Genomic DNA, 26,258 nt, shown 5'->3' with positions numbered 1-26,258 from the left:
CGAATCCGGGGATTTTTGTTTGGCTAAATTTCGGGTTTATAAGTTTGGGATTGTTAGGTTTCGTTTGGCAAGTTCTTCTTTGATTCGTTTGGTCAATTTGCGCGCTTTTGTCGCCTGAACACTATCTGTGCCATATCTATTTTCAATATCTTCCAATCGTTGGTTTGTGGTTATCGGCTTGCCGTCTGGGCTAGTTGTCATGTCTGCCAAGTTTAAGATAAGCAATTCATCCGTCCAATCGTCTACGTCAGGATCTCCGTGATCAAACACAGCCTCAGCCCAATTGAAGCCAGATAGTTCTAATATCCTGCCGCCTTCATGTTCGTGATCCGTCTGATTTTCAACAAAAGCGTAGGCAAAGTCATGTGTTAATCCCATCACAAATAAGCTGCGCGCCACGTCTTCTTTCATATTGAAGACCTCGCGAGCCAGATTGTAAGATTTGTATGCCACTCCGCGCATATGGAATAATCGCGAGTCTGACAGTCCAATGAATTTTGGGTTATTTTTCATGATGCTTGCGTGTTGCGACGGAATAAATTGATGAATTGTCGGCGAATTGGGCGACCGACGATGTTGCCGAATGATGCGCCAATTGCTACCGCTACGCCGATGAGGATTGCTCGCGCTAAGATGGCCAGGGCTGGCAGAAAGTTTGCGCTGTTTGGTGGATATAGGACGACGCCCATTAATCCGTTGTAAAGTGATAATCCAGGAACCAACGGTACGATTCCCGCCGCAATAATCGCCAGGGAAGGGAATTTCCATAATCTGGAAGTCATAACTGCGACCAGCCCAATTACCGCCGCCGCGATGCCGCTTGCTGTTACGATATCAAAGCCAAAACTCATGGCTAATCGTGAAATCCACCAGCCGAAAATTGCGATCAATCCAGAAATGATCATCCCTAAAAATCGAGAATGATTCCTCAGAACGAACGCCGCTGCGATAATTCCAGCCCCCAAATACTGAGTGTGCTTGTCTGCTAATGTCAATCGATCTGGTGTTGCTGGGAATGTTACGCCAAATTTTGTCGCAATGTATAATCCGACCATCACGCCAGCAATTACGCCGCCCGTCGCCATTACGACTTTTAATAATCTGGCGTTGGCGGTCATGTAATATTCGTCGATTGCGTCCTGGAATGCACCGACAAACATTAGTCCCGCGACTAATAAAACGATGCCGCTGATAACCAACAATGTTGCATTGACGCTTAGCCCCATATAATTGCTACACCAAGCTGCGCCCGCCGCCACCAATGTTACGAAAATCGCCACGAGGGCTTGCGAATAAAACAACGGCGCGCCAATACGCCCCAGCCACCTCAGTAATCCAGTTGCCAGGAATCCGAGCAGAAACGCGATTGATGCCATGAGTAAACTGCCGCCGTATAGAATGACGGAACCCGCGCTCACTAATCCGCCCGCCGCGTAAACGACTAGTCGGGAATGTTCGGTGGGTTTTTTGAGTATTTGTTGCAATCGTTCTTCGGCTTCTTCCAGAGAAAGTTGCTTGCGACGAATGTCGAGGGCTAATAATTGCAATGCTTGAATCAATTGATAATTAGGGTCGTCAGGAACGATAACTCGCGCCATTGTCAAAGGCTCATGGCTAACTCCGCGGTCTTGAGAAATTGTCACCAAAGTGTAGCTCACGTCCACGTGAACGGGTCTGCGGCAATATGTCCGCGTAATTCCTTGCGCCATACGAACCACATCGCGCGCCACCACGCCCATGCTCAGAAGCTGCTCGGCAATCGTCATAGCCAGGCGCAAAGCTCGCATATTCGGCGTCAAGCTTTCGTCGATTTTCTCCAACACGTGAACCGGCTCAAAGCTATAAAGATTAGCGACTCGGGCTAATGATTGCTCAATGAATTTTGGTACTTTTTTCTTCACAATATCTAGTGTAACAAATTTTATGCCAATAGAAATAGCCCGCCAAGAGAGCTCCAGCCGAGACTAAAAGTCTCAAGGCGAACTACTTCATTTCTTGACGGGCGGTTAGTCCTCGTCATCATGCTTGGGCGGCGACCACGGCGCGATTGTCGCCAGAATGATGGAGAGGGTGCTCATGAAGGAGATGTAGTATCCTACGTCTCCTACCTGCGATGAGTCAATAGTAGCCCCAAGAGGGACATCAAGAATATTGACGTCTTGGAGTGTAGAGATTCCCATAATGAGTGGGAAGACACTCCAGATCATGATACAGAGGCATCTATCAACTCTCGACGCATCTTTATCGATCCACCTCAATGTGAGGTCGATCGATATGGGACTTGCCACCCCCACGCAGATGACGGCGATCGCTACGGAAAGGTAGGTGCCTCCTAAGAGGAGACTTACGAGACCTACCAATGCTAGTATTACTGCAATCAGCTTGAGTTTCATCATTGACCCTTTCACTAAGAACTACCTTTGTTGACGGGATTATCAACAAAAGTCTATATTAATTTATGCCACACTTGCGTAAAAAAGTCAACATCAGGAGGAGGTTAATCAACTTTCTGTAAAATAATGCCCGTTCTGGCTGGCAAGTAAACTTTAAGGTTGTGATTATTGTGAGCTGGGGAAGTAAAAAATCGGGAATTATGGTCTATTCGCTCCTGCCCGCCGAAGTTCTTGTCGTCGCTACTTAACGCCAATTTATAAGAGCCGGCTTCTGCGGGTACTACGTAATCTGAGTGAGATTTGTCGGGTGAAAAATTGATAACAAATAAAAAGTCGCTATGCATAAAACTGACCATATGATCAGATTGGCGAACCGTCAGCTGCTGGATGTCAGAATTGTCAATTTGTCGAATAATCTTCATTAGCGCCGCGTCAAAATCGCCCAACCATTGATATTTTAAGAAGCCGTTGTCGCGTAAATTCCATTGTCGACGAGCGTGCTTAAACGACCAATTATTACCTTCACGCGGAAAATCAATCCATTCCGGATGTCCGAATTCATTGCCCATAAAATTCAAATAACCGCCGCCGTGAAGTCCCGCGGTCATCAGACGAATCAGTTTATGTAGCGCCACGCCACGTTCAACCGTTAAGTCTGGGTCAATTTTATCCATATGCCAATACATATTTTTATCAATCAATCGGAAAATCAGCGTTTTATCACCGACGAGCGCTTGATCGTGACTTTCGGCGTAATTGATGACTTTTTCTTCTGGCCGATGCGAACTCAAAGTGTAAGCTAATTGCCCCAAATCCCAATCTTCATCATTTTTCTCTTTCAGGGTTTTTATCCATAAATCTGGCGCACCCATTTGCAAGCGATAATCAAAGCCCAGCCCGCCATCCTTTGTCGATGCGCCAAGTCCAGGAAAACCACTCATTTCCTCTGCAATTGTCGTGGCGTCGGGGCGAACGGCGTGAATGGTTTCATTTGCCAATCTTAAATAAGCGAGTGCGTCTTTGTCGACGTTGTCGCGGAAATAATCGTCATAGCTAGTGAAACTTTTTCCGAGTCCGTGGTCGTGGTAAAGCATACTAGTTACGCCATCAAACCTAAATCCGTCAATGTGATATTCGTCCAACCACCAGCGACAATTGCTTGCCAAAAAATGCAAAACTTCTGGCTTGCCGTAATCGAATAATCGCGAATCCCATTCTGGATGATTTGTTGGCTTGAAATATTGTGTCGGATCGCCAGCAAAATTGCCCAGACCTTCGACTTCGTTTTTGGCGGCGTGAGCGTGGACGAGGTCAATGATGACGCGCAGTCCCATTCCGTGCGCCGTGTCAACCAATTTCTTAAAATCGTCGGGCGTGCCAAATCTTGACGAAACCGCGAAAAAGTTACTGACGTGATATCCGAAGCTGCCGTAATATGGGTGCTCGGCGATTGCCATAAGTTGAATGGTGTTATAGCCGGATTCTTTGATTCGCGGCAAAACCTCCGCGGTGAATTCGCTGAAGCTGGCTACTTTTTCTTTCTGACTACTCATGCCAACGTGCGCTTCGTAAATTAGTGGAACTTTTGGCTTGGGCGGGGTTTTATATTGCCAATTGTAAGGAGTTTTTGGCGACCACACGACCGCGGAAAAATCGACAGAATTTTCGTCCTGAACGACGTAATTTGCGTATGAAGACAGTCGCCAGCCATCGCCGCCAGACCAATAGACGCGCAATTTGTATTTTTGTCCGTGACGAAGCGAATTTTCAGGAAGATTTATGCTCCATTCGCCATTTTTATCGCGATTTAAGGCGAATTCCTCGCGCTCTTTCCAATCTGAAAAATCGCCAACTAAGAATATTCGAGTAGCGTTCGGCACCCATTCTCTAAACGCCCAGCCCGTATCCGTTTTATGAAGTCCGAAATGTAAAAAACCCATCGCGAATTCGGCTGGCGTCTTGCCGCTTAAAACCTTTTTCAGCTTCGAAGAAATATACTTCTCACGCGCCTGAATTGTGGATTTGTGCGGCGCTAGCCACTGGTCCAAATCAACGAGGGTTTTACTGCTCATGTTTCTAGTGTAGCGAAAAAAACTGATATAATCTATCAAATGAGACCTTTTTCTTTTGAAATAACTTCACGATTTAACGACACGTTGGCGCGAACGGGGATTATTCACACGCCACACGGTGATATCAAAACGCCGGCGTTTATTGTGGTCGGAACTAAGGCTAATGTTAAGGCGATGATTCCTGAGATGGTGAAGGATGTTGGCGCGCAGGCGGTGCTGGCGAATGCTTATCATTTATATCTGCAGCCGGGGCATGAGTTGATTGAAAAGGCTGGATATCTTGGCAAATTTATGCACTGGGATGGTCCGACTTTTACGGATAGTGGTGGTTTTCAGGTTTTGAGTTTGGGTTCTGGCTTTAAGAAGGTTTTGGCAATGAGCACTGATGTCGATGAAGAAATTGCGATTGCTAAAAAATCGTCGCGTCATGCTTGGGTGGACGAAAACGGCGTGATGTTCAAGTCGCATCTGGACGGCTCTTATCATAAATTCACGCCAGAATTGTCCATGCAAATTCAGGCTGGAATCGGTGCTGATATCACTTTTGCGTTTGACGAATTGACCTCTTTGATTGATCCGTACGAATATCAAGTTGAGGCGCTGGCCAGGACGCATGCTTGGGCGGAGCGAAGCTTGGCGGAAGTTAAGCGCTTAAGGGCGGCTCGTCTAGATAAGCCATATCAAGCTTTGTTTGGCGTTTTGCAAGGCGCGAATTATGAGGATTTGCGAAAGCAAACTGCCGAGTTTTTGGGCGCGATGGATTTTGATGGCTATGGAATCGGCGGCGCGCTGGAAAAGGAAACTATGGCGCAAACGATTCAGTGGGTCAATCAAATTCTGCCTGAAAATAAACCGCGTCATTTACTGGGAATTTCCGAACCTGATGATATTTTTGCGGCAATTGAGCAGGGAATTGATACCTTTGACTGCGTGAGTCCGACGCGTGTAGCCAGGAATGGCGCCGCGTATACGCCGTTTGGTCGGGTCAATGTGCGCGGCCAGAAATACCGCGAGATGTTTGCGCCGATTATGGACGATTGCGATTGCTATACTTGCAAGAATTACACGGCGGCTTATCTCTGTCATCTTTTGCACGCTCGCGAGTCGTTGGCTGGAACGTTGTTGTCAATTCATAACGAGCGATTTATCGTTAAGTTGGTTGACGATATTCGAGCCAGCTTGGAGGATGGAACTTTTTACGAGTTTCGCGATTCGTTCTTGGCGAAGTATTATAGTAAGAAATAAGGCTATTTACAACTGATTGGAAAATCGTTATAATTAAACTCATACGCCGTGAGGTCTTTTTTATGGACTGTACCCGCGTGAAAAATAATAATTAAATTAAGGAGAACTTCTACAAATGGCAGATGCATTTGACCGAAGCAAACCGCACGTTAACGTTGGTACAATGGGCCACGTTGACCACGGTAAGACTACGCTGACTGCTGCGATTACTGCAGTGTTGGCAAAGCGCCTACCAAGCGCAGTTAACAAACCTGTTGCGTACGACCAGATCGACAACGCACCAGAAGAGAAGCAACGTGGTATTACTATCGCGTCTTCACACCAAGAGTATGAATCAAAGAATCGTCACTATGCACACGTTGACATGCCAGGACACGCTGACTACGTCAAGAACATGATCACCGGTGCTGCTCAGGTTGACGGTGCGGTATTGGTTATCGCTGCAACTGACGGCCCAATGCCTCAGACTCGTGAGCACGTTTTGCTTGCAAAGCAGGTTGGTGTGCCAAAGATCGTTGTCTTCTTGAACAAGATGGACATGGCTGACGAAGAAATGGTTGAGCTGATCGAAGAAGAAGTTCGCGAACTTCTTGAAAAGAACGGCTTCGACAAAGACGCTCCAATAATCAAGGGTTCTGCTCTTAAGGCTCTTGAAGGTGAAGAGAAATACGAAGACGCTATTATGGAATTGGTTGACGCAATGGACAGCTACATTCCAGAGCCAGCACGTGACATGGACAAACCGTTCATTATGCCAATTGAGGACGTCTTCTCAATTAAGGGTCGTGGTACAGTAGCAACTGGTCGTATCGAGCAGGGTGTTGTTAAATTGAACGACGAAGTTGAAATTGTTGGTTTGAAACCAACTCAGAAGTCAGTTGTAACTGGTATTGAAGCCTTCAAGAAATCTCTTGACCAAGGTCAAGCAGGTGACAACGCAGGTGTCTTGCTACGCGGTATTGAGCGCAGCGACATTGAGCGCGGTCAAGTTTTGGCAAAGCCAGGCACAATTACTCCACACACTGAGTTTGAAGCTGAAGTTTACATCTTGAAGAAGGAAGAAGGCGGTCGCCACACTCCATTCTCAAAGGGCTACAAGCCACAGTTCTACTTCCGCACAACTGACGTTACTGGTGAAGTTGAATTGCCAGCTGACAAAGAAATGGTTATGCCAGGCGACACCGTAACCTTCAAGGTTAAGTTGCTTGCACCAATCGCTATGGAGCAAGGTTTGAACTTTGCTATCCGCGAAGGTGGCCGTACAGTTGGTGCTGGTGTTGTTACAAAGATTAACAAATAATCTTGATAACACAAGCCTAATTAAATCCCCCGAACTTTCGGGGGATTTTTGATTGCTATAAGAAGGATTAATTGACAAAGCGGTAATGTTTATGGCAGAATAAAGACATCTAATATAAAACAGAAAAAGGAGATTTTGGTGAATAAACAGAAATTGGTTATTGTTGGCGGAGGCGGAATGGTTGGTGCGACGGCGGCTTATGCGTGTGCGTTGCGTAGTGTTATTGAAGAGATTGTGTTGATTGACCGTAATGAGGATTTGGCTTGGGGTCAAGCGGCTGACATTAATGACGCGATGGGAATTGACAGAAATGTCGTGGTTCATACGGGAAATTATTCTGATATCAATGACGACGATATCGTTGTGATTACCGCGGGTGCGCCGCAACTTCCTGGCCAGACTCGGTTGGAGCTGATTGACGTTAATGCAAAAATTATGCGTGATATTGTGAAAAATATTATGGCGAATGGCGCGAAGCCGTATTTGGTGATTGTCAGTAATCCGGTTGATGTTCTGACTTACGTGGCGCTTAAGGAGTCTGGATTGCCGAAAAATCGCGTGTTTGGGACGGGCACGACGCTTGATACTTCACGAATGAAGTCGTATTTGGCGGACGCGTTCAATGTCGACAGTAAAGCGGTTGATGCTTATATTTTGGGCGAGCACGGCGATTCGTCATTTTCGACAATTGAAACGGCACAAATTGGTGAAGTGCCAATCAAGGAATATCCTGGATTTACAGAGGAGATGATTGACGGAATTGAGCAGAAGGTTCGCGACCGAGCTTATCGAGTGATTGAAACGAAGAAATCGACGTATTTTGCGATTGGGTTTGTTGTGTCTAAGATTGTTTCGGCGCTCCGAAAATCGACGCACACGGTTTATCCCGTCTGCTCTTTGGCTGAAGGCGAATATGGCTTGAATAATGTTGTGCTTGGATTGCCATCAACAATCAGTAGCGACGGCGTGAAGATTTTGGCGGGCTATCCACTTACCGAGCGAGAAAAAGAATCGCTGAATAAATCCGCTGGAATTATTGCAGAAATGATTTCTCATCTTGATAAAGCAGAAAATTGCTGATATAATCGCATAGTTAATAATAATTTATCTCGAGAACTCGATTGACTATAAATAGGGCAATTAGAGGTTACGAGATTGCACATAAGAGGAGGAGCTATGGCTCAAGATACAGGAATTAAAATCCGTATTCGTCTGAAGGCTTATGACCACAAAGTCATTGACCAATCAGCAAAACAAATTATCGACACCGCAATTCGCACGGGTGCTAACGTGGCTGGTCCAGTGCCTTTGCCAACTCGACGCAGCACTTACACTGTTGTGAAGAGTCCGCACGTTTACAAAACTGGTGGTGAATCTTACGAGCGCCGCGTTCACAAGCGTCTGATTGACATTACGAACGCTACACCAAAGACGATTGACAGCTTGCAGAACTTGAACTTGCCAGCTGGCGTTGACGCTGAAATTCGTATGTAATTTAACGATATATAAAATTTCCGCCTCTTGAACGGGGCGGATTTTTTATGTTATAATTTCATTTAGCTTATGACAAAACAAAAAACTCGTACTTACGCTCGTAATCGCTCGAAGTCTAACGAGCTGTTTAGTCGCAAAGGGCGCGAACGTATTTATGATAATGACGGCTCATTTTTCTTGAAATTGGTGGTTTTTGTGATATTAAGTGCGTTGTGGCTTCGTCTAAAAAATCCAGTTGAGATGGGCGGTTTGGTTGTCCAAGCTATTCCTGCCGGGCTATTTATTGCGTTGCTGCTGGTATTAAAGATTGAGAAATATCAATTCAACCGGAAAATTTGGTACGTCACGATAATTTTCATGGCAATTCTGACCTCGTTTACGCCGGTTGGCGTGATGATTTAGCTTATGCTTACGAAATATACTTAATGTAAATACTATGATTGACATTCTAGCTATTTTTTGGTATAATAAAAACATGGAAAACACTAGATTTAACTCTCCGTCGATCTCAACTATTTTAGACGGTATTAAAGCTGCTGATATAAAGGTTAATTATGGGCCGGATCTGCCATCAAATCCAGAGGTTGTAGAGTATTTTAACAAACTACGTCCAGATACTTGGTCCATAATTCCACCAGAAGAGAAGTTGAATCCTCAACAGAGAGAAGCCTTGGCTGTCTTCGGCAATGCTGACAATTTACGGGAAGATCCCAGCTATGAAACCACAATGGCTACATCTTGTCTATTAGTAGAGGAAGAGGCAAGACGCCTCAGGGGACAAAAATGTGAGTATGTTGAGTCAGCTAGAGAGGCGATCCTTACTCTGCGCTATCAAGTGTTCAACAACGACCTAGATGAGAACAGTCTCTTTTATGAATATCTTCAGCCTGGAGCTTCAAGCTTGGGTAGGCTGGCTATACTGGAGTGTCTTGGCTTCAGCGAAGCGAGCGTCCGAGGAGCTATATCATGCAGGAGCGTAAATGCTTACGAGATAAGAAAACGTGCAAGTAAAAAGTTTTTTGCCTTAACTGATGAGGAGCGCGAAGAGGAATTAGAAAAGCTTCTTAAACAATCCGAATATACAATCAGGCGACGGCGAGCAAACAGAGAAAAGCGCAAATAAGAAGCTGCCCTGGAAGCCGCCTATAAGAAAATGTTCGGGGATGACTTGGAAGAGGCTACTCGGCGGATCGAGAGAGACGTAGAATCACTGCAACAAGATGGCTATACATTAGCATGCTTATCAGCAAAGCTTATACACAGTAGAGAAGAGATAGAACTTATCACAGGAAATCTAGGGGAGCTACGCCAAGCCTTTCCGGATTTGTGTTACCCAAGCGGACTAAACGTGTTCGATTATTTAGCAGAAGAATGTTCCGCAGACACGAAAATGGCAGTGTTAGTGGGCGCTCAAGTTATGGGATCGGGCAAAGTACACACTCTTGGTACAAACTTAGCAACTATTTATAAAAAATCAGATTCCTCAGAGGGCTGACCCTAGTCGGACTCGTTGACAGTCTATCGCTTCATGTGCTATAATTACGAGGTAATTTCTATTACGCGTAATATCAACTGTTCTCCTTGGTGAATGAGCAGGTCTGGTTATGAGCGGATGTTTACATTTAACGTTCTCCCAGAACCCAGAAACCGCACGTCATCAGGAGTATTTAAGTGGGAGTGAGGAAAAGTGAAAACACTTCTCGGTACCAAACTTGGTATGACCCAGCTCTTGGCTGAAGACGGCAAAGCCATTCCGGTAACGCTGATCCAAGCCGGCCCTGTCACCGTTACTCAGGTGAAGACTGTCGAAACCGACGGTTACAATGCGGTACAGGTAGCTTTTGGAGAGGGTAAGAACCTGAGCAAGGCCGTGGCTGGACACGTTAAGCCAGCCCAAGTGACCCCGAAACATATTCGGGAATTCCGCGTCGACCAGATTCCAGAGGATCTGAAAGTTGGCAGTGAAATTAATGTTTCCGCGTTTGAAGTCGGCGATTTTGTCGATGCAACCGGAACCAGCAAAGGTAAAGGTTTCGCTGGGACCATTAAACGCCACAACTTTAAGCGTCATCGTAAGACGCACGGTGGTAAAGGTAATACTCGTAAGCCGGGTTCAATTGGCTCGATGTATCCACAAAAAGTTTTCAAGGGTAAGACGATGGCTGGCCACATGGGTCATGAGCGTGTTACTGTTAAGAACTTGGAAGTGGCATATGTTGATCCAGAGACCAATCTAATCGGGGTTAAGGGCGCTGTTCCTGGACCACGAAAGGGGCTGATTATTTTAGGAGGTAACAAGTAATGGCAGATTCAACCAAACTTCCTAAAGACATTTTTGCTGTGGAAGTGCCAAATCACGAATTGTTGAAATTGGCATATGACAGCTACTTGGCAAACGCACGCCTAGCTAGCGCTACAACCAAGCAACGCGGCGAAGTTTCTGGTGGTGGTAAAAAACCATGGAAGCAAAAGGGAACTGGTCGAGCACGTTTCGGTTCAACCCGTAACCCAATCTGGCGCGGCGGTGGTGTAGTATTTGGCCCACGCGGTAACGAAAACTACACTAAAAAATTGTCAAAGACTGCTAAGAAAGTGGCAGTTCGCCAAGCTTTGACCGTAGCTAACGAAGCTAAGAAAATTGTCGTTAAAGACATTAAGACTACTGGCAAGACCAAGGAAGTCGCAACATTTCTAGCCGACAACAAGTTCGAGCGCCGTGTTCTGATCGTTGTAGATGAGAAGACGCCAGAACTTATGCGTGCTACAAACAATATTCAGAACGTTTTGGTGGTTCGCGCTAATTATCTAAGCGTTTATCACATTCTGAATGCGGATACAATCGTTATAACACCGAAAGCTCTACCTGTAATTACTGCATGGTTGGGTAAGGAGGAAGCGTAATATGAAACAGACGATTATTATCCCACGCGTTAGTGAAAAGGCTTACGCACAGAGCGCCAACGGTGTATATGTGCTACGCGTTCCACTTAACTTGAATAAGAACGAAATCAAATCAGCTGTAGAGGCGCAATTTGGCGTTACTGTAGTTAAGGTTAAAACCTTAGTACAAGACGGCAAGGCTGTGCGCTTCTCACGAGGCAAGAATCGTTATCCTGGCACAACAACGCGCAAGGATTGGAAGAAGGCTTACGTGACGCTGAAAGAAGGCGATAAGCTCGATGTGTTTGACGCAGTAGAGCAGCAGATGGAGGAGACCAAGTAATGCCAGTGAAAGCTTACAATCCAACCACTCCTGCTCGTCGCGGCATGACGAGTCAGGATTTGTCAGACATTACAACAAGAAAACCTCTTAAAAGTCTGATTAAAGCTAAAAAGCAAAATGCCGGTCGCAACAACCAAGGTCGAATTACTGTTCGCCATCGCGGAGGCGGCGTTCGTCGTCACTATCGCTTGGTGAACCACAATTTGCCAGCAGGCTTGACCTTGACGATTGAAGAAATCGAATACGATCCAAACCGCTCAGCTCGTATTGCTCGAGTTAAGGATCAGTATAATTTGTACCACTACATCTTGGCTGACACCTCAATGGTTAAGGGTAAAACTATCCGAACTGGCGAAGAAGCTCCAATTGAGACTTCAAACCGCCTGCCATTGTCAGTTATTCCTGTTGGTACGATGATTTACGCTATTGAGTTGACCGCTGGTAAGGGCGCACAAATGGTACGCGCTGCCGGTGCTAAAGCTCAGTTGATGGCAAAAGAAGGCAACTATGCAACTATCAAATTGCCATCTGGCGAAGTTCGCAAAGTTCGTTTGGAAGCTACCGCTGCTATCGGTGTAGTCGGTAACGTCCAGCACCAAAATGTTAAGATCGGTTCAGCTGGTCGCAAGCGTCGCAAGGGTATTCGCCCAACCGTTCGTGGTGTCGTTATGAACGCCGCAGACCACCCACATGGTGGTGGTGACGGTGGTCGCCACGGTACTGGTAAAGCACCACGTACTCCTTGGGGTCAATTGACATTAGGTTATCGAACTCGTCGCCGTAAAGGCTCGAATAAATTAATCGTACGCACGCGTCACGACGCGAAGAGGAAGAGGTAAATCACGATGAGTCGTTCATTAAAGAAAGGTCCATTCGTCGATGTAAAGCTAGCAAAGAAAATTGCTGCTCTTAGCCTTGACGATCGAACCGTTATCAAAACGTGGGCGCGCGCTTCGACTATCACCCCAGAGATGGTTGGTCGAACGATTGCTGTTCACAACGGTAGAGTGCACGTACCAGTGCTGATTACCGAAAACATGGTTGGTCATAAGCTCGGTGAGTTTAGTCCAACTCGTAAATTCCGTAAACACGGTGGAAAGGATAAGAAGTAATCATGGCTGATACAACTTATACTGTCCGTGCTTACGCTAAAGGTGTTGATCAGGCACCACGTAAGGTAAGTCTAGTCGCAGCCTTGGTGCGAGGTCGTACTGTAGCTGATGCGCTAGTTATCTTAGAGCACGTTCCAAAGCGCGCTGCTAGTCCAGTTAAAAAGGCTATCGAAAGCGCTAAGGCAAATGCTATCAACAACCACGGCTTGGATGCTAAAAGTTTGGTAATTACTACTTTGAGCGTTACTACTGGTACACGTTTGCGCCGCTTTAAGCCTGCATCACGTGGCCGCGCTTTGCCATTCCAGAAAAAGACTTCAAATATTTTGGTTGAAGTAACTGGCACGGAAAAGCCAAAGAAAGCGCCTGCAAAAAAGGCCGAAGCTAAGGCAGAAGCAAAAACTGCTAAGCCTGCAGCTAAAAAAGCCGCTAAACCGGCAGCAAAAAAGGAGGAGAAGTAAATGGGTCAAAAAGTGAATCCAATCAACTTCCGCCTACAGGTCAATAAGAACTGGAGCTCTCGTTGGTTTACGGCCAATAAAAAAGAGTTTGCAGAGGCGATTCGTCAGGATCACGAAATCCGCGAGTTGATTGAAAAGAAATTTGCCTCACGCCCAACTATCAATCGCATTGAGATTGAGCGTAGCGCTAACTTGATCACGATTACAATTCACACGGCAAAAGCTGGTGTTGTTATCGGTCGCGGTGGTGCTGGCGTGAATGAATTGAAGAAGCAAGTTGAGAAGATTGCTGGTCAGCCAGTTCGTATCAACATTGAAGAAGTTCGCCGTCCAGAATTGGCAGCCAAATTGGTGGCTGAGAATATCGCTCGCCAATTGGAGCGCCGAATCAACTTCCGCCGTGCAACTAAAATGACCGCACAAAACACCATGAATGCTGGCGCTAAAGGTATTCGTATTGAGGTGGCTGGTCGTTTGAACGGTGCTGAAATGGCACGTCGCGAAAAGGTAATTGAAGGATCAGTGCCTCTACACACCTTGCGTGCTGATATTGACTTCCACTGTGCTCGCGCTCAGACACCAGCTGGTATCATTGGCGTGAAAGTGTGGATTTATAAGGGAGAAAGGAGTCGCTAAATGCTGTTACCAAAGAAAACTAAGCACCGCAAAGTGCGTATTGGAAAAAACCGCGGTCAAGCAACTCGTGGCAATTACATCGCGTTCGGTGACTTTGCATTGCAATCACAATCAAATGAGCGCATCAACTCCCGCCAAATCGAGTCTGCTCGTCAGGCGATGACTCGTTACATCAAGCGTGGTGGTAAGATTTGGATTCGAATCTTCCCTCACACTCCAGTTACCCGAAAGCCACTTGGCTTGAAGATGGGTGGCGGTAAAGGTAACCCAGAATTCTTCGTTGCTAAGGTAAAGGCTGGTACTGTTCTGTTTGAGATGCAGGGTGTTTCAGAGGAAGTCGCTCGCGAAGCAATGCGTCTGGCTAGCCACAAATTGCCAGTCAAATGTAAGTTCATCAAGCGGGAGGACGCATAATGGCTGAAACGAAGAAATCTGTTAAAGCGGCAGTTGTTAAGACGATTGACGATTTGAAGAAGGAATTGGCTGAAAAGCGAAACGACCTACTTCAAGCAAAGCGTTCTCACGCTGCTGGCGAATTAGTTAATCCAAAAGCGTTGCGTTCACTCCGAAAGGAAATTGCACGCCTGCTGACACAAATTAATAACACAAAGGAGAGCAAGTAATGGCCCGACGAACATTGATTGGCGTCGTAACGAGTGCCAAGCGCGACAAGACCATCACTGTGACGGTCACTAGCCGCGAAACGCATCCGCTATACGGCAAGCAGTACACCGTGACTCGCAAATACACTGCTCACGATGAAACCAACGAAGCAGGTGAAGGCGACAAGGTGCAGATCGAAGAGACTCGCCCAATTTCCAAGACTAAGAGTTTTACTCTAGTTAAGGTGATTGAAAAGTCTCGCGGTTCTATCAAACTAAAGGACGAAGTTTCTGGCGAAACTAAGGAAGAGGCTAAGGAGGACGACAAATGATCCAACAAGAATCTCGCCTTAAGGTAGCCGACAACTCAGGCGCTAGGGAAGTTCTGTGTATCCGCGTTCTTGGTGGTACACGACGCCGTTACGCTCGCGTTGGCGACGTAATCGTCTGCTCGGTAAAAGACGCTAGCCCAACCGGTAACGTTAAGAAAAAATCTGTTGTTAAGGCTGTAGTTGTTCGTACTCGCGATCAAATTCACCGCAAAGACGGCTCAACAATCTGTTTTGACGACAACGCCGTAGTGATTATCAACGATGACAAGCAGCCAAAAGCTACTCGTGTCTTCGGTCCAGTTCCACGCGAACTTCGCGATATGGGTTACATGAAGATCGTCAGCTTAGCTCCGGAGGTACTCTAATGGCTCGAATTCATAAAGACGATACCGTAAAAATTATTGCTGGTAAAAATAAAGGCACAACTGGTAAAGTTCTAAAAGTTAACACAAAAGACCGAACTGTTTTGGTCGAAGGTGTTGGTGTTGGACATCGCCACGTTAAGCCAAGCCAGTACAATCCAAAAGGCGGCAAAAAAGATATTCACGTACCAATGGATATCAGCAAAGTCGCTTTGGTTGTTGATGAGAAATCAGGCAAAACCAGTCGGGTTGGTTTAGTAAAGAATGCTGACGGCGGCAAAACTCGTGTTGCTCGCCAGGTAAAAAATAAGGAGATTAAATAATGGCAGAAAAGAAAACTGTCGTGCCAGCTCCTCGCTTGAAAGCCTTGTATCAAGGAACTTACCTTAAGGAACTACAAGCCGAATTGAATCTAAAGAACGTGCATGAAGTGCCAGCTTTGGAAAAGATCGTCGTGAGCGTTGGTACCGGCAAAAAGAAAGATGACAAGCGTCATTTCGAAATTGTCAAAAACACCGTCGAGAAAATTACCGGTCAAGCACCAGTAGCTCGACGAGCCAAAAAATCAATCGCGACATTTAGTATTCGTAAAGGTATGGGCGCGCCAATTGGTGTTAGCGTAACTTTGCGCGGCGCTCGTATGTACGAGTTCATGGATCGTTTGATTAACGTTGCTTTGCCTCGCGTTCGTGACTTCCACGGCGTTGGCTTGAAGTTTGATAAAGGTGGCAATTACAATCTCGGCATCACCGAGCAATCGATTTTTCCAGAATTAACATTTGAGGAAACTCAGGTTTTGCACGGTTTGCAAGTTACATTTGTTATCAAGAACGGCAACAAGGAAGCTTCTAAGGCGTTGCTAGAAAAATTCGGCATGCCGTTTGAGAAGAAAGGAGGCGTCAAGTAATGGCTAAGAAATCAATGGTCGCTCGTGATAAGAAGCGTATGAAGATGATTGCCAAGTTTGCAGCCAAGCGTGCTGAGTTGAAAGAGCTTGGCGACCTCGATGGCTTGCAGAAGTTGCCTCGCAATTCTAGTCCAACCAGGCACAAGAACCGTGATAGCATCTCTGGTCGCCCACGCGGCTACATGCGTCAATTCGGCTTGAGCCGTATCAATTTCCGCGAAAAAGCAGCCAAGGGTGAAATCCCAGGCATAACAAAGAGTAGTTGGTAAGAAGGAAAGGAGATTAGAATATGTCTATGCAAACTACAGACCCAATCGCCGACCTTCTGACTCGCATCCGCAATGCGAAATTGGTTGGCAAAACGGAAGTTCGTGTTCCGTCCAGCAAGATGAAGAAAGTCATCGCTGAACAATTAGTCAAAAACGGCTACTTGGCAGATGTCAAACTGGAAGATGCTAAACCTCGTGGCGTGTTGGTAGTTACTATCAATGAAAAAGGAACTAACAGCACTATTAACGAAATTACCCGTATCTCAAAACCTGGTCGTCGCGTTTACGTCGGCGCTAGCGAGATTCCAAAGGTAAAGAGTGGCCGCGGTTTAGTACTTATCTCAACATCAAAAGGTGTCATGACTGGCGCCGAAGCAGCTAAGGCTAAACTTGGTGGCGAATTGTTGTTGAAGGTTTACTAAGCCTTACGCAAATCAAATAAACGTCCTCATTGCAGGGCGTTTATTTTTTTATATCTATCTACGTAGAGATAGTATAATAGTGATGTGATTGATCTTAAAAATGTGTCTTATGAAACTAATAATCGAGAATTGTTTAGCGATGTAAGCTTTGCTATCAACGCTGGAGATAAGATTGGACTAGTTGGTCCAAATGGTGCTGGAAAAACTACTTTATTAAAAATAATAAACGGAGATATCCAGCATACATCAGGTGATATTATTTCGAGTGGTGAAGAGATAGGTATTTTACCACAAAACTTGAATAAATGGCTCGATAAGACAGTTTATGATTTTATAGAAGAAGTGACTGGTGTTAAGTCGGCTAGAGAAGAATTTGATTATCAGTGTGAGAGGTTAACTCAAGAGGCTAGTGAAAAGACGCTATTAGCTTATAGTGAAGCTCTGGAGAGGTATGAAAAATTCGAAGTAGCAAATTTTGACACGACGATTAAAAAGGCTTTATCACGAGCGACTCTGGGTGACATTGATCCGGATAGACGTCTGAATACATTTTCTGGGGGACAACGCACACGGATAGCTTTGGCGGCAGTTTTTGCGTCTCGTTATGATCTAATTTTGCTTGATGAGCCAACTAATAATCTTGATGACAGCGGAGTAATTTTGCTTGAAGATTTTATCGACAATTCGCCAGCTTCATTTTTGATCGTGTCGCATGATCGGTATTTCTTACGTAACACTGCAGAACGGATCATAGAATTGACTGGCGGCAAGGGTGTGAATAAGTATAATCTTGGTTATGATGAATATATTGAAGCAAGACGTGAAGCTCGTCAAGCAATGACCGACCGCTATGAGCAATATGAAAAGGAGAAAAAGCGACTATATCGTGTTGCGCGGGATGCGAGAATTCGTGTGAATTCGGCCAAAGCTAGCCACAAAAAATCGGATAGTGATAAGTTAAACGATAATTTTCGCAAAGAGCGCGCATCTTCAAATATTGCAGGGGCGGCTGGAGGCGTGGAGTCTCGCCTGCGACAATTGGATGAACCTGAAAGAGTGGAGGATGAAATTGCTATTAAGTTTGTTTTTGATGAAGTATCGTCTAAGAAACATAGCCTTATTTCTGTGCAATCGCTAAGTATTTCACATGATGGAGAGAAGATGATAGGACCCGTTACTTTTAATGTACGTCCTGGTGATAAAATATTGATTCAAGGAGAGAATGGCTCGGGAAAATCTTCGCTCCTCAACTTTATTATGGGAAATAATACACCCGAGTATCATCGCGGAGAAATAAAAAAAGCGAAAATGCAAAAATAATATATATGAATCAGTCGCAGTCATTGCCACTCAAAGACAACTCGCCTTTGGACAATTTGCGGTATTTATCGCCAAAACTTGAATTACACGACGCGATCAATATATTAATTCGTTTTGGTCTGGATAAACGAACAATCTCTTCGACAAAAGCAATAGATCTCAGCGGTGGCGAACGGGCTAAAGTTTTGCTTGCTGCTATGTCAACGAACTCTCCTGATCTTATCATCCTGGATGAGCCGACGAATAACCTTGATATTCCTACGATTGAAGCTTTGGAATTAGCATTAGGTCAGTATAAAGGAGGTGTTGTGATAGTGTCTCATGATCAAGATTTTATCGAAAATATAGAGATAACGGAGAAAATTAAAATATAAAAAAGACTTGATGGAGTGGCTCTGTAGAGAATTAGCTAAAATATTTTAAATGTAAGTTTAGACGATCTAGCTGGTGATTCAACATTTGAATGCTTAGGAGAAGCAAGAAGGGATAAAAGGACTACAATAATATCTCCAATTGAAAATGTTATAGTATCTTGTAATAAAATTCAGTCATCAGGCAAGTACAAAGGTGGCAAATATTCACCAAAATATGCTTTGTTTGGATGTGATGATACCAATTCTACTGCTTTTTGTATATTATAATTTAACTAAGGGGTAATTTTATGATAGTTAAAGAATATGGAAAATCTAATAAAGATATTATTATGTTATTACATGGTGGTGGATTATCATGGTGGAATTATAAAGAAGTGTCAGAAATATTAAAAAGTAATTATCATGTAATATTACCAATATTAGATGGTCATTCAGGAAGTGATAGAGATTTTACTTCTATTGAAAGTAATGCAAATGAAATAATTGAATATATTGATAATAATTATAACGGAAATGTTAAACTTATAGGAGGACTTTCATTAGGAGCACAAATTTTATTAGATATATTGTCAAAAAGAGACAATATATGTGAATATACAATAATTGAAAGTGCTTTAGCGTGCCCAATGAAAATGACAAATAAGCTTATAGAATCATCAATTAATATGTCTTATGGGCTTATAAATAAAAAGTGGTTTTCTAAACTTCAATTTAAAAGTTTAAAAATAAAAGAAGAATTATTTGATAAGTATTATATTGATAGTTCTAATATAACAAAAGATAATATGATTTCATTTTTAAAAGCTAATTCCAACTATCATCTTAAGAATGTAAAAACTAACAAATCAAAATCAATAGTGATGGTAGGAAGTAAAGAAAGACCAATTATGATTAAATCTGCAAAAATAATACACGATGAATTAATTAATAGTGAATTAGAAATATTAAGTGGTTATTATCATGGAGACTTAAGTATTAATCATCCAAATGAATATGCAGAAAAAGTTAAGAAACTGATAAAATAACTGTTCGGAAAATTTTAGCAAACACGAGCAGTTTGAAGAGTAAATACGATGAGAACCGAAAGGCTCTTATTTTATGTCTTTAAATTATATAATTGTTTTGAAGATATTAGATTTTTTCCTACAAATGTAGAACTTTTTTATCAGCTAAGGCAAAAAAATGATGTTAAATTTTGAAGGATGTACTAAATGATTGAACAGAAAACATTCGGCCAGAAAGTAATAGAATTTAATAAAAAATTATCTAAAATATCAATGGAATTACCGGATGATTTTAAAATTATAAATCCGTTTAATGGAAGTCAAAAAGAAATAGTAAATGAAATTTCAACAACGTTCTACAAAAGGTTTTACAATGATTGTAATAAACGTCGTATAATATTAGGAAGTTCACCAGCACGTCGAGGAACAGCTGTTACAGGAGTGCCATTTGAGGATGCGGAACATCTTCAAAAAGAAACTGGTATTTTGATTGATAAGTTTTATATTAACAAATCATCTTCAGGTTTTTTATATGATGTAATTGAAAAATATGGTGGATGCAAAAAGTTTTATTCGGATTTTTATATGAATTTTGTCTGTCCTGTTGGTATAGCTAGAACCAATTCAAAGGGAAATGAGGTTAACTGTAATTATTATGATAGTAAAAAATTGCAAGAAACATTGTATTCTTTGATCGTTAGTTCAATACAGGCGCAAATTGATTTTGGAATCGATACTTCTGTGTGTTATTGCATAGGAAGTGGAGATAATTATACATTTTTATCTAAAATAAACAAAAAATATAATTTTTTTGACGAAATCATACCTTTGGAACATCCGAGATTTATAATGCAGTATAATTCTAAACATAAATATGAATATTTTGAAAAGTATTTGACAGCTTTAAAGCAAAATTATGGCAAAGAGAAGGAGATAGCATATCGTTAATAAAAAATTTTAATGAAACATTAATACATGACGAGTTGTTCAAAAAGATTGATTATATTATTTTGTTGTTGAAGGTTTACTAAGCCTCACGCAAATCAAATAAACGTCCTCATTGCAGGGTGTTTATTTTTTATGATAAACTTTTATCATATGGGAGCTGGAACGCTAAAAGACATAAAGTCGGCATACCGAGTAGCAGTAAAGGGATTAGTGCGTGATGAATTAGGTAGACTGCTGTTCGTTCAAGAGAGAAGTGACTCATGGGACCTTCCTGGTGGTGGGCTGGAACATGGTGAGGATATTACAGAAGCGTTGAAACGAGAGTTTCTGGAAGAGCTAGAGACAGATATCGAAGTCGCTGCAGAAAATCCCTTGATTATTCCAACTTGGAATACAAAGTTCGACGACCCCGTTTTGATTATTGCCTACAAAGTTACTCTATTAACGACACCTCGTAAAACAGATGAAGTTTCAAATTTTAACTATTTCGATATTCATGAAATCAAGCAAGAAAAGCTGGACTCTACGCTGATTGGCAATCTTTCAAAGATATATCAAATTGACCGATAGTACTCTCGAGAGAAATATTTCTATGCTTTCCATACGGCAGACAGCACTGAAGATGCTCTCATGTCGCTCTGTGCTATAAAAGAAAACGCAGGACACTTTCTGACACCCGGGGATATAAAATATAATAGATTAGGCTGGCTAGCCCAGGCAATAAATTTAGGAGATATCATGGATACCATAAGAAAAACTATCAAAGCACGCACCTGGAAGGACGGTAAAGAAATTCACCCAGAAGATCAGGCTCTTCCAGTAAATCAGGTGTATGCTTGGCTTTTTACTCACGATAATAAAATAGCTATCGTCTCTAAAGATGGTCGAAAGTGGCAGCTGCCCGGTGGAAAACCAAATAAGAACGAGACTTACTTGCAGACCATTGTACGTGAAGTGGCTGAAGAGACGGGAATTAATACAGACAGTGTGTCTAGTCAGTATAAGTTCTTTGGCTATTACGATATCTTGGAAACAGATAGATTAAAAAATGATGACGAGTACTTACAGCTTAGGGTTAGTCTGAAACTTAATAAGAATGCCGATGAGTATATCTTACATCAACAGAACGAGGACGAAGAACAAATATGGGAAGAGCAGATACGGTATGCTAAATTTGTGACAGTTGATGAACTCACACAACACATTCCATGGGCAAGTGAGAGCGCGGAGTTGAAAGCCGCTATACAGAGTCAAATAAATTTTCCCGTACCACACTAGCACATTTTTCGACCGCAACTTCATGCCCGAGTGAATATCCATTGCGCTTCAATTTCGGCAGTTCGCGCACTTCGTGAAACATCATATTAAGTTCGGTCACAAAAAATAATTCCCGAAACGGCATTCCTTTGAGCCGTGATTCCTCGCGTGACTCAGTTAAGATGACGCCAGAATTTTTTCCAAAAATTACCTCCTCACGACCATCAGGAAAATTTATTACAAGACATGTTGTGTATTGGGCTCGCCTATTTGTTTTACCTTCAAGTTTCTTTAGGCAGTAATCTACGATCTCTTGATCACTCATCTCATGGCCATTCCAACGTCTTGTAAATACGCCAGGCTCACCATTTAAGGCGTCAATTTCCATGCCAGAATCATCAGCGATAATTATCAGGTTTTTATCATTTCCATGTAAATGATTCCTTGCGTGTCGCGCCTTCAATAGGGCGTTTTGTTCAAATGTTGCGCCCGTTTCTATGCAGTCGGGTATTTGATAATCCAAATCTGCCAACGAAATAATTGACGTCTGCGGAGAGAATTTATGAAACGCGGCAACGAATTCTGCGTGCTTGCCTGGGTTTTTGGTGGCGAAAAGTATAGTTGCTGTCATTGAGTATGATTATATCAATTATCATAAATATCGAAAAATTGCTAATTTGACAACATTATAATATCATCGAACCAAGCAATGATAATTTCATCCATATACAAAACAGTCGATAATGACGGGCTAATCGCTCATATTTATGAACATTTATTAGCTCAGTACGTTTTGAAGTGTCTTCAAGACAATGAGTTTTTTGTTCTGAGCGATATCATACTGTCTGCAAAAACATATGGCGACACTTGTTTTATGGATGCTGAATTATATAGTCCGGAAGCGAAAAAGACATATGACGAGGCATTGCGAGAGTTTGATAAATTAGTCATTCCAGAAGATGATATTTTGAGGGCTGCTGGCGAGTGTGGAATAGAAATGAATCGAAATATAGTAGAAGTCGACCGAAGTGAACTGAGTAAAAAGCTACGCGAAGTTCAGATTTCTCCGTGGCGTAAGCAAATTGATATGGCGTATCGTAAAGCTCACGACGAGAGCTCTGTTAATACGCTTTTTCGTACTTCGTATATAAAATACAGTAAAGAGTCTGACGATCTTTTTCGTGAATGCGTTCTGGAGTATTCAATTGATGAAAGTCACATACAGACGCCGGTTGATCAAGCTCTGGCGGCAATTGTTATGCAGATTGTGGCTCTCAATTTCTTGACGGTCGTGCGAGAAAAATATACGGTGTATGATCGTGGCGATCAGTGGTCGGAGGCGTCAATTTCGGTTGGATACAGAATATTTCTTGGACTATTGAAGAAAGATGACAAAATAATTAATCAATTGAGTTGTGATTTCTTAGAGTATATAAAAATTTTATCGTCGTCTGTCTTTTGCGATAATTTACAAAAAGCTCTTGTTCGATGTTCGGACAATCATAAACAGGTTATATTAAACAGGAGTACGCTAAATGCGATCCTTGGAGGGTGTATTATTGGCGGCAAAGGTTGGCTAAAAATGGCGGATAGTGCTCGAATAAGGCAAATGATCAATTCAATCGAGTTGGATATATATGAGGTTAATTCGTAGTTTGAAAACCTTGCTTTTTACCCCTAGTCTGTGTTAAAATACTGAAGTTAATATCAAATCACACGAAAGGTGAGTAATGAGTCTGAGTCGAATCGGAAAACTGCCGGTGATTATTCCGGCCGGTGTGACAATCACGGTTGACTCTGGTGATGTGGTCGTTAAAGGACCAAAGGGTGAATTGAAGCAATTCATCACACCAGCAGTTGAGGTGAAAGTCGAAGACGGACAAGTCACGGTACATCCTAAGGACGAGTCCAAAGTAGCCCGTAGTCAGCATGGTCTGATGCGTGCGCTAATTAACAACATGGTAATCGGTGTAACCAAAGGTTATGAAAAACGCCTAGAGGTTAACGGTGTCGGTTTCCGTGTTAGCTCAAGCAACAACGAGCTAGAAATGGCACTTGGATTTTCACATCCAGTCAAATACAAAGCCCCAGAAGGTGTAACTGTTACCAATGAAAAAATGATTATCGTTGTTAGCGGTATCAATAAACAACAAGTCGGCCAAGTTGCAGCGGAAATTCGCGCATTGAAGAAGCCTGAACCATACAAGGGCAAGGGTATCAAGTACGTCGACGAGCAGATTTTGCGTAAAGCAGGAAAGACAGGTAAGTAATCATGGCTGAAAATAAGAAGCTACTCAACCGCGCTCTTCGCAAAAACCGCGTTCGCGCTAAGGTTTCAGGTACGGCAGAGCGCCCACGCTTGACAGTTACTATTAGCAATTTGCACGTTAGCGCGCAATTGATTGACGATGTGGCTGGTAAAACATTGGCTGCAGCAACTACAGTTGGTACAAAAGCGAATGGCACGATGACTGAAAAAAGTGCTGCTATCGGTACTGAAATTGCTAAAAAAGCAAAGAAAATTAAGATTAGCGCAGTAGTGTTTGACCGAAATGGTCGTCAATACGCTGGCCGCCTAAAGGCTTTGGCTGACGCTGCGCGCCAAGAAGGATTGGAGTTTTAGTATGGCAGAGCAAGCTGCAAATACTACCCCACGTGCAGAAGGTCGTCGACCTCGAAATCCACGTGGTGGTCGCCGCGATGACCGGCGAAATGTGCGCGATGACGCACCAAAAGAATTTGAAGAATTGGTAATCAACATTGACCGCGTTTCTCGCGTGGTTAAAGGTGGTCGTCGTTTCCGATTTAAGGCTTTGGTGGTTGTTGGTAACCGCAAAGATAAGGTTGGTGTTGGTGTTGCTAAGGGTGCAGACGTTCAAGCTGCAGTTGCTAAGGCTACATCAGTCGCTAAAAAGCACTTGATTACATTGCCATTAAACGGCGAGACAATTCCGCACGACAGCGAAGTTAAATTCTCTGGCGCACGCGTATTGATCAAGCCAGCTGCTCCTGGTACCGGTATTATCGCTGGTGGTGTAGTTCGTCAGATTATCGGCGTAACAGGTGTTCGTAACCTATTGACCAAATCTCTTGGTTCAACCAACAAGGTTAACATCGCTTACGCGACTATCGAAGCTCTAAAGTCATTAGTTCCACGCGATCAATGGCTAAGCGCTCAACCTGTAAAAAAGGTTGCTAAAAAGGAGGCTAAATAATGAAGTACAATGATCTCCAAGTTTCAGCTAACAAGAATAAAAAACGCGTTGGTCGCGGTATTGCTGCTGGTCAAGGTAAAACTGCTGGTCGCGGTACTAAAGGTCAGAACGCTCGAACAGGTAAGAAGCTTCGCGTAATGTTCCAGGGTGGTCAGCGTCCACTAGCTCAAGCTGTACCAAAGGCTCGCGGATTTAAGAGCTTGCGAACTCCAGCTCAAGTTGTGTACATGGATCACTTGAACGCATTTGACGGCAAAACCGTTGACAACGCTTTGTTGTTCACTGAAGGCTACATTGCAACTCCTTTCCACACGGTTAAGGTGATTGCTCGTGGTGAATTGAAGGCTAAGGTTGACTTGAAAGTACAAGCTGCCTCAGCTTCAGTTGTTGCCGCTATCGAAAAAGCCGGTGGCTCATTCGAGAAAGTAGCTACACCTCTACGCCAAAGTGCAAAAGAAGCTGAAGAGAAATAATTTTTCTCGGTAACGATAAATCCCCTTCGAAAGAGAAGGGGATTTTCTTTTGTTCTGATTTTTGGACTATTTTTCGCTACATTCTTGTGACACGACTAGATAAATAGTCACGTTCCTGTCGGCGGTGTCATCGCTACTGTCGTGATTGGCAATTTTCGGTTCAGAGATAATAATCTTATTCTCAGGAAAACCTTGCGAAACTAAGCCTTGCTTGACTTTATCAGCGCGCTCCATGGCTAATTTTGTGCCGGCACTTGTCTTCGAACTTTCATATGTCTGACCGACTATCTCAATTGAAAATTCCTTTTGGCTGTTTGATTTATATAGCGACCCCAGTTTAGCCAGTTCGTCAACGGCAATTCCCTCGTATGTATATTGCGTCGAATCCGCATTGAAGAAAACATTTTTAAAATTATATTTACCGTTATTAAGCGTAAAATAGCCGTCTTTCATGTAGTCATAGCCAGCTTTTCGAAAATCAGCAGACGTTAAACATTTTGAATTTGATTTAGCTAAATTCTGCTTTTTGTCTTCGCTTTTCTTCTCGTCCTTAGGCTTGATTGCTTCTTTGCGCGAAATAGTCGTGTCTTTTGAAGGAGTGGTTTTATTTGACACAAGAACAATTGCCACCACTATTCCGATTGTCGCCAGTACTCCCACGATTGCCAGTGTAACCCATAGCCACAATTTACTTTTCTTTGGTGGGTAATTTTGGGGAAATTCTGGGTTTGGTGGTGGCGTAATTGGTGGAGTTGATGGGATTTCAGGCTGCTGTTGCATATAATACCTCGTTTACGTTATGTTATTGACTCAATTATAGCGCATACGCTTTTATGT

The 26,258-nt window shown here is 43.3% G+C and carries 37 protein-coding genes and 1 pseudogene; 32 read left to right on the top strand and 6 right to left on the bottom strand.

The features are described from left to right. Positions 1–36 precede the first annotated feature (36 nt). The 4 genes from LRM47_RS02985 to LRM47_RS02970 form a co-directional block, all read right to left on the bottom strand. Entirely contained in the window at positions 37–513 is a 477-nt protein-coding gene (locus tag LRM47_RS02985) for a hypothetical protein (RefSeq protein ID WP_243822733.1), read from the bottom strand. Beyond that, positions 510–1,901 carry a threonine/serine exporter family protein gene (locus LRM47_RS02980; protein ID WP_243822732.1) on the bottom strand — a complete coding sequence of 464 codons (1,392 nt, stop codon included), beginning with the start codon at positions 1,899–1,901 and terminating at the stop codon, positions 510–512. The genes LRM47_RS02985 and LRM47_RS02980 overlap by 4 nt, the downstream gene beginning before the upstream one ends. Before the next feature lie 105 nt (positions 1,902–2,006). Further along, the gene (locus tag LRM47_RS02975) at positions 2,007–2,396 is read right to left on the bottom strand and encodes a hypothetical protein (protein ID WP_243822731.1); all 390 of its coding nucleotides are present in this window, start codon (positions 2,394–2,396) and stop codon (positions 2,007–2,009) included. A 101-nt stretch (positions 2,397–2,497) separates the two neighbouring features. Beyond that, on the bottom strand, positions 2,498–4,465 hold the full coding sequence (locus LRM47_RS02970) for an alpha-amylase family glycosyl hydrolase (RefSeq protein WP_243822730.1): 1,968 nt from the start codon (positions 4,463–4,465) through the stop codon (positions 2,498–2,500). A gap of 39 nt (positions 4,466–4,504) precedes the next feature. Here LRM47_RS02970 and tgt point away from each other — a divergent pair, with 39 nt between their 5' ends. From tgt to LRM47_RS02835, 27 genes and pseudogenes are all read left to right on the top strand, one after another. Then, a complete protein-coding gene (gene tgt / locus LRM47_RS02965; RefSeq protein ID WP_243822729.1) occupies positions 4,505–5,710 on the top strand; it encodes a tRNA guanosine(34) transglycosylase Tgt in 1,206 nt (401 codons plus the stop codon). Between the two features lie 115 nt (positions 5,711–5,825). After that, a complete protein-coding gene (tuf, locus tag LRM47_RS02960) occupies positions 5,826–7,010 on the top strand; it encodes an elongation factor Tu (RefSeq protein WP_129637477.1) in 1,185 nt (394 codons plus the stop codon). Between the two features lie 138 nt (positions 7,011–7,148). Continuing rightward, positions 7,149–8,090 (top strand): L-lactate dehydrogenase, encoded by a 942-nt coding sequence (locus LRM47_RS02955; RefSeq protein WP_243822728.1) that lies wholly within the window; start codon positions 7,149–7,151, stop codon positions 8,088–8,090. A 96-nt stretch (positions 8,091–8,186) separates the two neighbouring features. Further along, positions 8,187–8,504: a 30S ribosomal protein S10 gene (gene rpsJ / locus LRM47_RS02950; protein ID WP_129630989.1), complete on the top strand. Its 318-nt coding sequence runs from the start codon at positions 8,187–8,189 to the stop codon at positions 8,502–8,504. Between the two features lie 69 nt (positions 8,505–8,573). Beyond that, positions 8,574–8,906, top strand: coding sequence for a hypothetical protein (locus LRM47_RS02945; RefSeq protein WP_243822727.1), 333 nt, complete (start codon positions 8,574–8,576; stop codon positions 8,904–8,906). Between the two features lie 73 nt (positions 8,907–8,979). Beyond that, the gene (locus LRM47_RS02940; RefSeq protein WP_243822726.1) at positions 8,980–9,627 is read left to right on the top strand and encodes a hypothetical protein; all 648 of its coding nucleotides are present in this window, start codon (positions 8,980–8,982) and stop codon (positions 9,625–9,627) included. A 30-nt stretch (positions 9,628–9,657) separates the two neighbouring features. Then, the gene (locus LRM47_RS02935; protein ID WP_243822725.1) at positions 9,658–9,999 is read left to right on the top strand and encodes a hypothetical protein; all 342 of its coding nucleotides are present in this window, start codon (positions 9,658–9,660) and stop codon (positions 9,997–9,999) included. Positions 10,000–10,191: 192 nt separating this feature from the next. Then, complete coding sequence (gene rplC / locus LRM47_RS02930) at positions 10,192–10,806, top strand: 50S ribosomal protein L3 (RefSeq protein WP_129630980.1); 615 nt, start codon at positions 10,192–10,194, stop codon at positions 10,804–10,806. Further along, a complete protein-coding gene (rplD, locus tag LRM47_RS02925; RefSeq protein WP_243822724.1) occupies positions 10,806–11,405 on the top strand; it encodes a 50S ribosomal protein L4 in 600 nt (199 codons plus the stop codon). Before rplC ends, rplD begins: the two co-directional genes overlap by 1 nt. A 1-nt stretch (position 11,406) precedes the next feature. Further along, complete coding sequence (locus LRM47_RS02920) at positions 11,407–11,727, top strand: 50S ribosomal protein L23 (protein ID WP_129630974.1); 321 nt, start codon at positions 11,407–11,409, stop codon at positions 11,725–11,727. Then, positions 11,727–12,566: a 50S ribosomal protein L2 gene (gene rplB / locus LRM47_RS02915; protein WP_243822723.1), complete on the top strand. Its 840-nt coding sequence runs from the start codon at positions 11,727–11,729 to the stop codon at positions 12,564–12,566. Before LRM47_RS02920 ends, rplB begins: the two co-directional genes overlap by 1 nt. 6 nt (positions 12,567–12,572) lie before the next feature. Further along, positions 12,573–12,839: a 30S ribosomal protein S19 gene (rpsS, locus tag LRM47_RS02910; protein WP_129630968.1), complete on the top strand. Its 267-nt coding sequence runs from the start codon at positions 12,573–12,575 to the stop codon at positions 12,837–12,839. 2 nt (positions 12,840–12,841) lie between these two features. Continuing rightward, positions 12,842–13,300 carry a 50S ribosomal protein L22 gene (gene rplV, locus LRM47_RS02905; protein WP_146423288.1) on the top strand — a complete coding sequence of 153 codons (459 nt, stop codon included), beginning with the start codon at positions 12,842–12,844 and terminating at the stop codon, positions 13,298–13,300. Then, positions 13,301–13,936, top strand: coding sequence for a 30S ribosomal protein S3 (gene rpsC / locus LRM47_RS02900; RefSeq protein ID WP_129630962.1), 636 nt, complete (start codon positions 13,301–13,303; stop codon positions 13,934–13,936). Next, entirely contained in the window at positions 13,937–14,350 is a 414-nt protein-coding gene (gene rplP, locus LRM47_RS02895; RefSeq protein ID WP_129635102.1) for a 50S ribosomal protein L16, read from the top strand. It abuts the gene before it with no gap. After that, the gene (gene rpmC / locus LRM47_RS02890; protein ID WP_129635100.1) at positions 14,350–14,559 is read left to right on the top strand and encodes a 50S ribosomal protein L29; all 210 of its coding nucleotides are present in this window, start codon (positions 14,350–14,352) and stop codon (positions 14,557–14,559) included. The genes rplP and rpmC overlap by 1 nt, the downstream gene beginning before the upstream one ends. Further along, positions 14,559–14,870, top strand: coding sequence for a 30S ribosomal protein S17 (rpsQ, locus tag LRM47_RS02885; protein WP_129630953.1), 312 nt, complete (start codon positions 14,559–14,561; stop codon positions 14,868–14,870). The genes rpmC and rpsQ overlap by 1 nt, the downstream gene beginning before the upstream one ends. Continuing rightward, positions 14,867–15,235: a 50S ribosomal protein L14 gene (rplN, locus tag LRM47_RS02880; RefSeq protein ID WP_129630950.1), complete on the top strand. Its 369-nt coding sequence runs from the start codon at positions 14,867–14,869 to the stop codon at positions 15,233–15,235. The genes rpsQ and rplN overlap by 4 nt, the downstream gene beginning before the upstream one ends. After that, positions 15,235–15,555, top strand: a complete 321-nt coding sequence (gene rplX, locus LRM47_RS02875; RefSeq protein WP_243822722.1) for a 50S ribosomal protein L24 — start codon at positions 15,235–15,237, stop codon at positions 15,553–15,555. The genes rplN and rplX overlap by 1 nt, the downstream gene beginning before the upstream one ends. After that, positions 15,555–16,139, top strand: coding sequence for a 50S ribosomal protein L5 (gene rplE, locus LRM47_RS02870; RefSeq protein WP_129743752.1), 585 nt, complete (start codon positions 15,555–15,557; stop codon positions 16,137–16,139). Before rplX ends, rplE begins: the two co-directional genes overlap by 1 nt. After that, positions 16,139–16,408, top strand: coding sequence for a 30S ribosomal protein S14 (gene rpsN, locus LRM47_RS02865; RefSeq protein ID WP_129630942.1), 270 nt, complete (start codon positions 16,139–16,141; stop codon positions 16,406–16,408). Before rplE ends, rpsN begins: the two co-directional genes overlap by 1 nt. A gap of 20 nt (positions 16,409–16,428) precedes the next feature. Then, positions 16,429–16,830, top strand: a complete 402-nt coding sequence (gene rpsH, locus LRM47_RS02860) for a 30S ribosomal protein S8 (RefSeq protein WP_129630940.1) — start codon at positions 16,429–16,431, stop codon at positions 16,828–16,830. Between the two features lie 84 nt (positions 16,831–16,914). Further along, positions 16,915–18,524: pseudogene (gene abc-f, locus LRM47_RS02855) on the top strand (ribosomal protection-like ABC-F family protein). Between the two features lie 287 nt (positions 18,525–18,811). Next, positions 18,812–19,549 (top strand): alpha/beta fold hydrolase, encoded by a 738-nt coding sequence (locus tag LRM47_RS02850; RefSeq protein ID WP_243822721.1) that lies wholly within the window; start codon positions 18,812–18,814, stop codon positions 19,547–19,549. 186 nt (positions 19,550–19,735) lie between these two features. Then, positions 19,736–20,476 (top strand): uracil-DNA glycosylase family protein, encoded by a 741-nt coding sequence (locus tag LRM47_RS02845; RefSeq protein ID WP_243822720.1) that lies wholly within the window; start codon positions 19,736–19,738, stop codon positions 20,474–20,476. Positions 20,477–20,608: 132 nt separating this feature from the next. Then, a complete protein-coding gene (locus LRM47_RS02840; RefSeq protein ID WP_243822719.1) occupies positions 20,609–21,046 on the top strand; it encodes an NUDIX hydrolase in 438 nt (145 codons plus the stop codon). A gap of 168 nt (positions 21,047–21,214) precedes the next feature. Next, positions 21,215–21,754 (top strand): NUDIX hydrolase, encoded by a 540-nt coding sequence (locus LRM47_RS02835; RefSeq protein WP_165000181.1) that lies wholly within the window; start codon positions 21,215–21,217, stop codon positions 21,752–21,754. On the opposite strand, the gene LRM47_RS02830 is transcribed toward LRM47_RS02835, so the two are convergent. Continuing rightward, the gene (locus LRM47_RS02830) at positions 21,717–22,364 is read right to left on the bottom strand and encodes a non-canonical purine NTP pyrophosphatase (RefSeq protein WP_243822718.1); all 648 of its coding nucleotides are present in this window, start codon (positions 22,362–22,364) and stop codon (positions 21,717–21,719) included. The two genes, LRM47_RS02835 and LRM47_RS02830, sit on opposite strands and share 38 nt — an antisense overlap. A 78-nt stretch (positions 22,365–22,442) precedes the next feature. Between LRM47_RS02830 and LRM47_RS02825 the strand changes: the two genes are divergently transcribed. The 5 genes from LRM47_RS02825 (at position 22,443) to rplO (ending at position 25,421) form a co-directional block, all read left to right on the top strand. Next, positions 22,443–23,387 (top strand): hypothetical protein, encoded by a 945-nt coding sequence (locus tag LRM47_RS02825; RefSeq protein WP_243822717.1) that lies wholly within the window; start codon positions 22,443–22,445, stop codon positions 23,385–23,387. Positions 23,388–23,469: 82 nt separating this feature from the next. After that, the gene (gene rplF / locus LRM47_RS02820) at positions 23,470–24,003 is read left to right on the top strand and encodes a 50S ribosomal protein L6 (RefSeq protein ID WP_129632941.1); all 534 of its coding nucleotides are present in this window, start codon (positions 23,470–23,472) and stop codon (positions 24,001–24,003) included. A 2-nt stretch (positions 24,004–24,005) separates the two neighbouring features. Beyond that, a complete protein-coding gene (gene rplR / locus LRM47_RS02815) occupies positions 24,006–24,356 on the top strand; it encodes a 50S ribosomal protein L18 (RefSeq protein WP_243822716.1) in 351 nt (116 codons plus the stop codon). A gap of 1 nt (position 24,357) precedes the next feature. Next, the gene (gene rpsE / locus LRM47_RS02810) at positions 24,358–24,948 is read left to right on the top strand and encodes a 30S ribosomal protein S5 (RefSeq protein ID WP_129632920.1); all 591 of its coding nucleotides are present in this window, start codon (positions 24,358–24,360) and stop codon (positions 24,946–24,948) included. After that, entirely contained in the window at positions 24,948–25,421 is a 474-nt protein-coding gene (rplO, locus tag LRM47_RS02805) for a 50S ribosomal protein L15 (protein WP_129632917.1), read from the top strand. The genes rpsE and rplO overlap by 1 nt, the downstream gene beginning before the upstream one ends. 66 nt (positions 25,422–25,487) lie before the next feature. On the opposite strand, the gene LRM47_RS02800 is transcribed toward rplO, so the two are convergent. Continuing rightward, positions 25,488–26,201 carry an OmpA family protein gene (locus tag LRM47_RS02800; RefSeq protein WP_243822715.1) on the bottom strand — a complete coding sequence of 238 codons (714 nt, stop codon included), beginning with the start codon at positions 26,199–26,201 and terminating at the stop codon, positions 25,488–25,490. Positions 26,202–26,258 lie beyond the last annotated feature (57 nt).

Source organism: Candidatus Nanosynbacter sp. TM7-076, assembly GCF_022828325.1.
Classification (GTDB): Bacteria; Patescibacteriota; Saccharimonadia; order Saccharimonadales; family Saccharimonadaceae; genus Nanosynbacter.
This window is presented reverse-complemented; position numbering and strand designations above follow the sequence as displayed.

Coding starts and splice junctions, on each gene's coding strand:
- LRM47_RS02845 (WP_243822720.1), top strand. CDS start 19,736: ATGATTGAACAGAAAACATTCGGCCAGAAAGTAATAGAATTTAATAAA.
- rplR (WP_243822716.1), top strand. CDS start 24,006: ATGGCTGAAAATAAGAAGCTACTCAACCGCGCTCTTCGCAAAAACCGC.
- rplP (WP_129635102.1), top strand. CDS start 13,937: ATGCTGTTACCAAAGAAAACTAAGCACCGCAAAGTGCGTATTGGAAAA.
- rplO (WP_129632917.1), top strand. CDS start 24,948: ATGAAGTACAATGATCTCCAAGTTTCAGCTAACAAGAATAAAAAACGC.
- LRM47_RS02830 (WP_243822718.1), bottom strand. CDS start 22,364: ATGACAGCAACTATACTTTTCGCCACCAAAAACCCAGGCAAGCACGCA.
- tgt (WP_243822729.1), top strand. CDS start 4,505: ATGAGACCTTTTTCTTTTGAAATAACTTCACGATTTAACGACACGTTG.
- LRM47_RS02970 (WP_243822730.1), bottom strand. CDS start 4,465: ATGAGCAGTAAAACCCTCGTTGATTTGGACCAGTGGCTAGCGCCGCAC.
- LRM47_RS02920 (WP_129630974.1), top strand. CDS start 11,407: ATGAAACAGACGATTATTATCCCACGCGTTAGTGAAAAGGCTTACGCA.
- LRM47_RS02825 (WP_243822717.1), top strand. CDS start 22,443: ATGATAATTTCATCCATATACAAAACAGTCGATAATGACGGGCTAATC.
- rpsN (WP_129630942.1), top strand. CDS start 16,139: ATGGCTAAGAAATCAATGGTCGCTCGTGATAAGAAGCGTATGAAGATG.
- rplV (WP_146423288.1), top strand. CDS start 12,842: ATGGCTGATACAACTTATACTGTCCGTGCTTACGCTAAAGGTGTTGAT.
- rpsE (WP_129632920.1), top strand. CDS start 24,358: ATGGCAGAGCAAGCTGCAAATACTACCCCACGTGCAGAAGGTCGTCGA.
- rplN (WP_129630950.1), top strand. CDS start 14,867: ATGATCCAACAAGAATCTCGCCTTAAGGTAGCCGACAACTCAGGCGCT.
- LRM47_RS02975 (WP_243822731.1), bottom strand. CDS start 2,396: ATGATGAAACTCAAGCTGATTGCAGTAATACTAGCATTGGTAGGTCTC.
- rpsQ (WP_129630953.1), top strand. CDS start 14,559: ATGGCCCGACGAACATTGATTGGCGTCGTAACGAGTGCCAAGCGCGAC.
- rplD (WP_243822724.1), top strand. CDS start 10,806: ATGGCAGATTCAACCAAACTTCCTAAAGACATTTTTGCTGTGGAAGTG.
- rplB (WP_243822723.1), top strand. CDS start 11,727: ATGCCAGTGAAAGCTTACAATCCAACCACTCCTGCTCGTCGCGGCATG.
- LRM47_RS02940 (WP_243822726.1), top strand. CDS start 8,980: ATGGAAAACACTAGATTTAACTCTCCGTCGATCTCAACTATTTTAGAC.
- rpsH (WP_129630940.1), top strand. CDS start 16,429: ATGTCTATGCAAACTACAGACCCAATCGCCGACCTTCTGACTCGCATC.
- LRM47_RS02850 (WP_243822721.1), top strand. CDS start 18,812: ATGATAGTTAAAGAATATGGAAAATCTAATAAAGATATTATTATGTTA.
- LRM47_RS02935 (WP_243822725.1), top strand. CDS start 9,658: ATGTTCGGGGATGACTTGGAAGAGGCTACTCGGCGGATCGAGAGAGAC.
- LRM47_RS02835 (WP_165000181.1), top strand. CDS start 21,215: ATGGATACCATAAGAAAAACTATCAAAGCACGCACCTGGAAGGACGGT.
- LRM47_RS02985 (WP_243822733.1), bottom strand. CDS start 513: ATGAAAAATAACCCAAAATTCATTGGACTGTCAGACTCGCGATTATTC.
- rplX (WP_243822722.1), top strand. CDS start 15,235: ATGGCTCGAATTCATAAAGACGATACCGTAAAAATTATTGCTGGTAAA.
- rplE (WP_129743752.1), top strand. CDS start 15,555: ATGGCAGAAAAGAAAACTGTCGTGCCAGCTCCTCGCTTGAAAGCCTTG.
- rpmC (WP_129635100.1), top strand. CDS start 14,350: ATGGCTGAAACGAAGAAATCTGTTAAAGCGGCAGTTGTTAAGACGATT.
- LRM47_RS02800 (WP_243822715.1), bottom strand. CDS start 26,201: ATGCAACAGCAGCCTGAAATCCCATCAACTCCACCAATTACGCCACCA.
- rpsS (WP_129630968.1), top strand. CDS start 12,573: ATGAGTCGTTCATTAAAGAAAGGTCCATTCGTCGATGTAAAGCTAGCA.
- LRM47_RS02945 (WP_243822727.1), top strand. CDS start 8,574: ATGACAAAACAAAAAACTCGTACTTACGCTCGTAATCGCTCGAAGTCT.
- rpsJ (WP_129630989.1), top strand. CDS start 8,187: ATGGCTCAAGATACAGGAATTAAAATCCGTATTCGTCTGAAGGCTTAT.
- tuf (WP_129637477.1), top strand. CDS start 5,826: ATGGCAGATGCATTTGACCGAAGCAAACCGCACGTTAACGTTGGTACA.
- rpsC (WP_129630962.1), top strand. CDS start 13,301: ATGGGTCAAAAAGTGAATCCAATCAACTTCCGCCTACAGGTCAATAAG.
- LRM47_RS02840 (WP_243822719.1), top strand. CDS start 20,609: ATGATAAACTTTTATCATATGGGAGCTGGAACGCTAAAAGACATAAAG.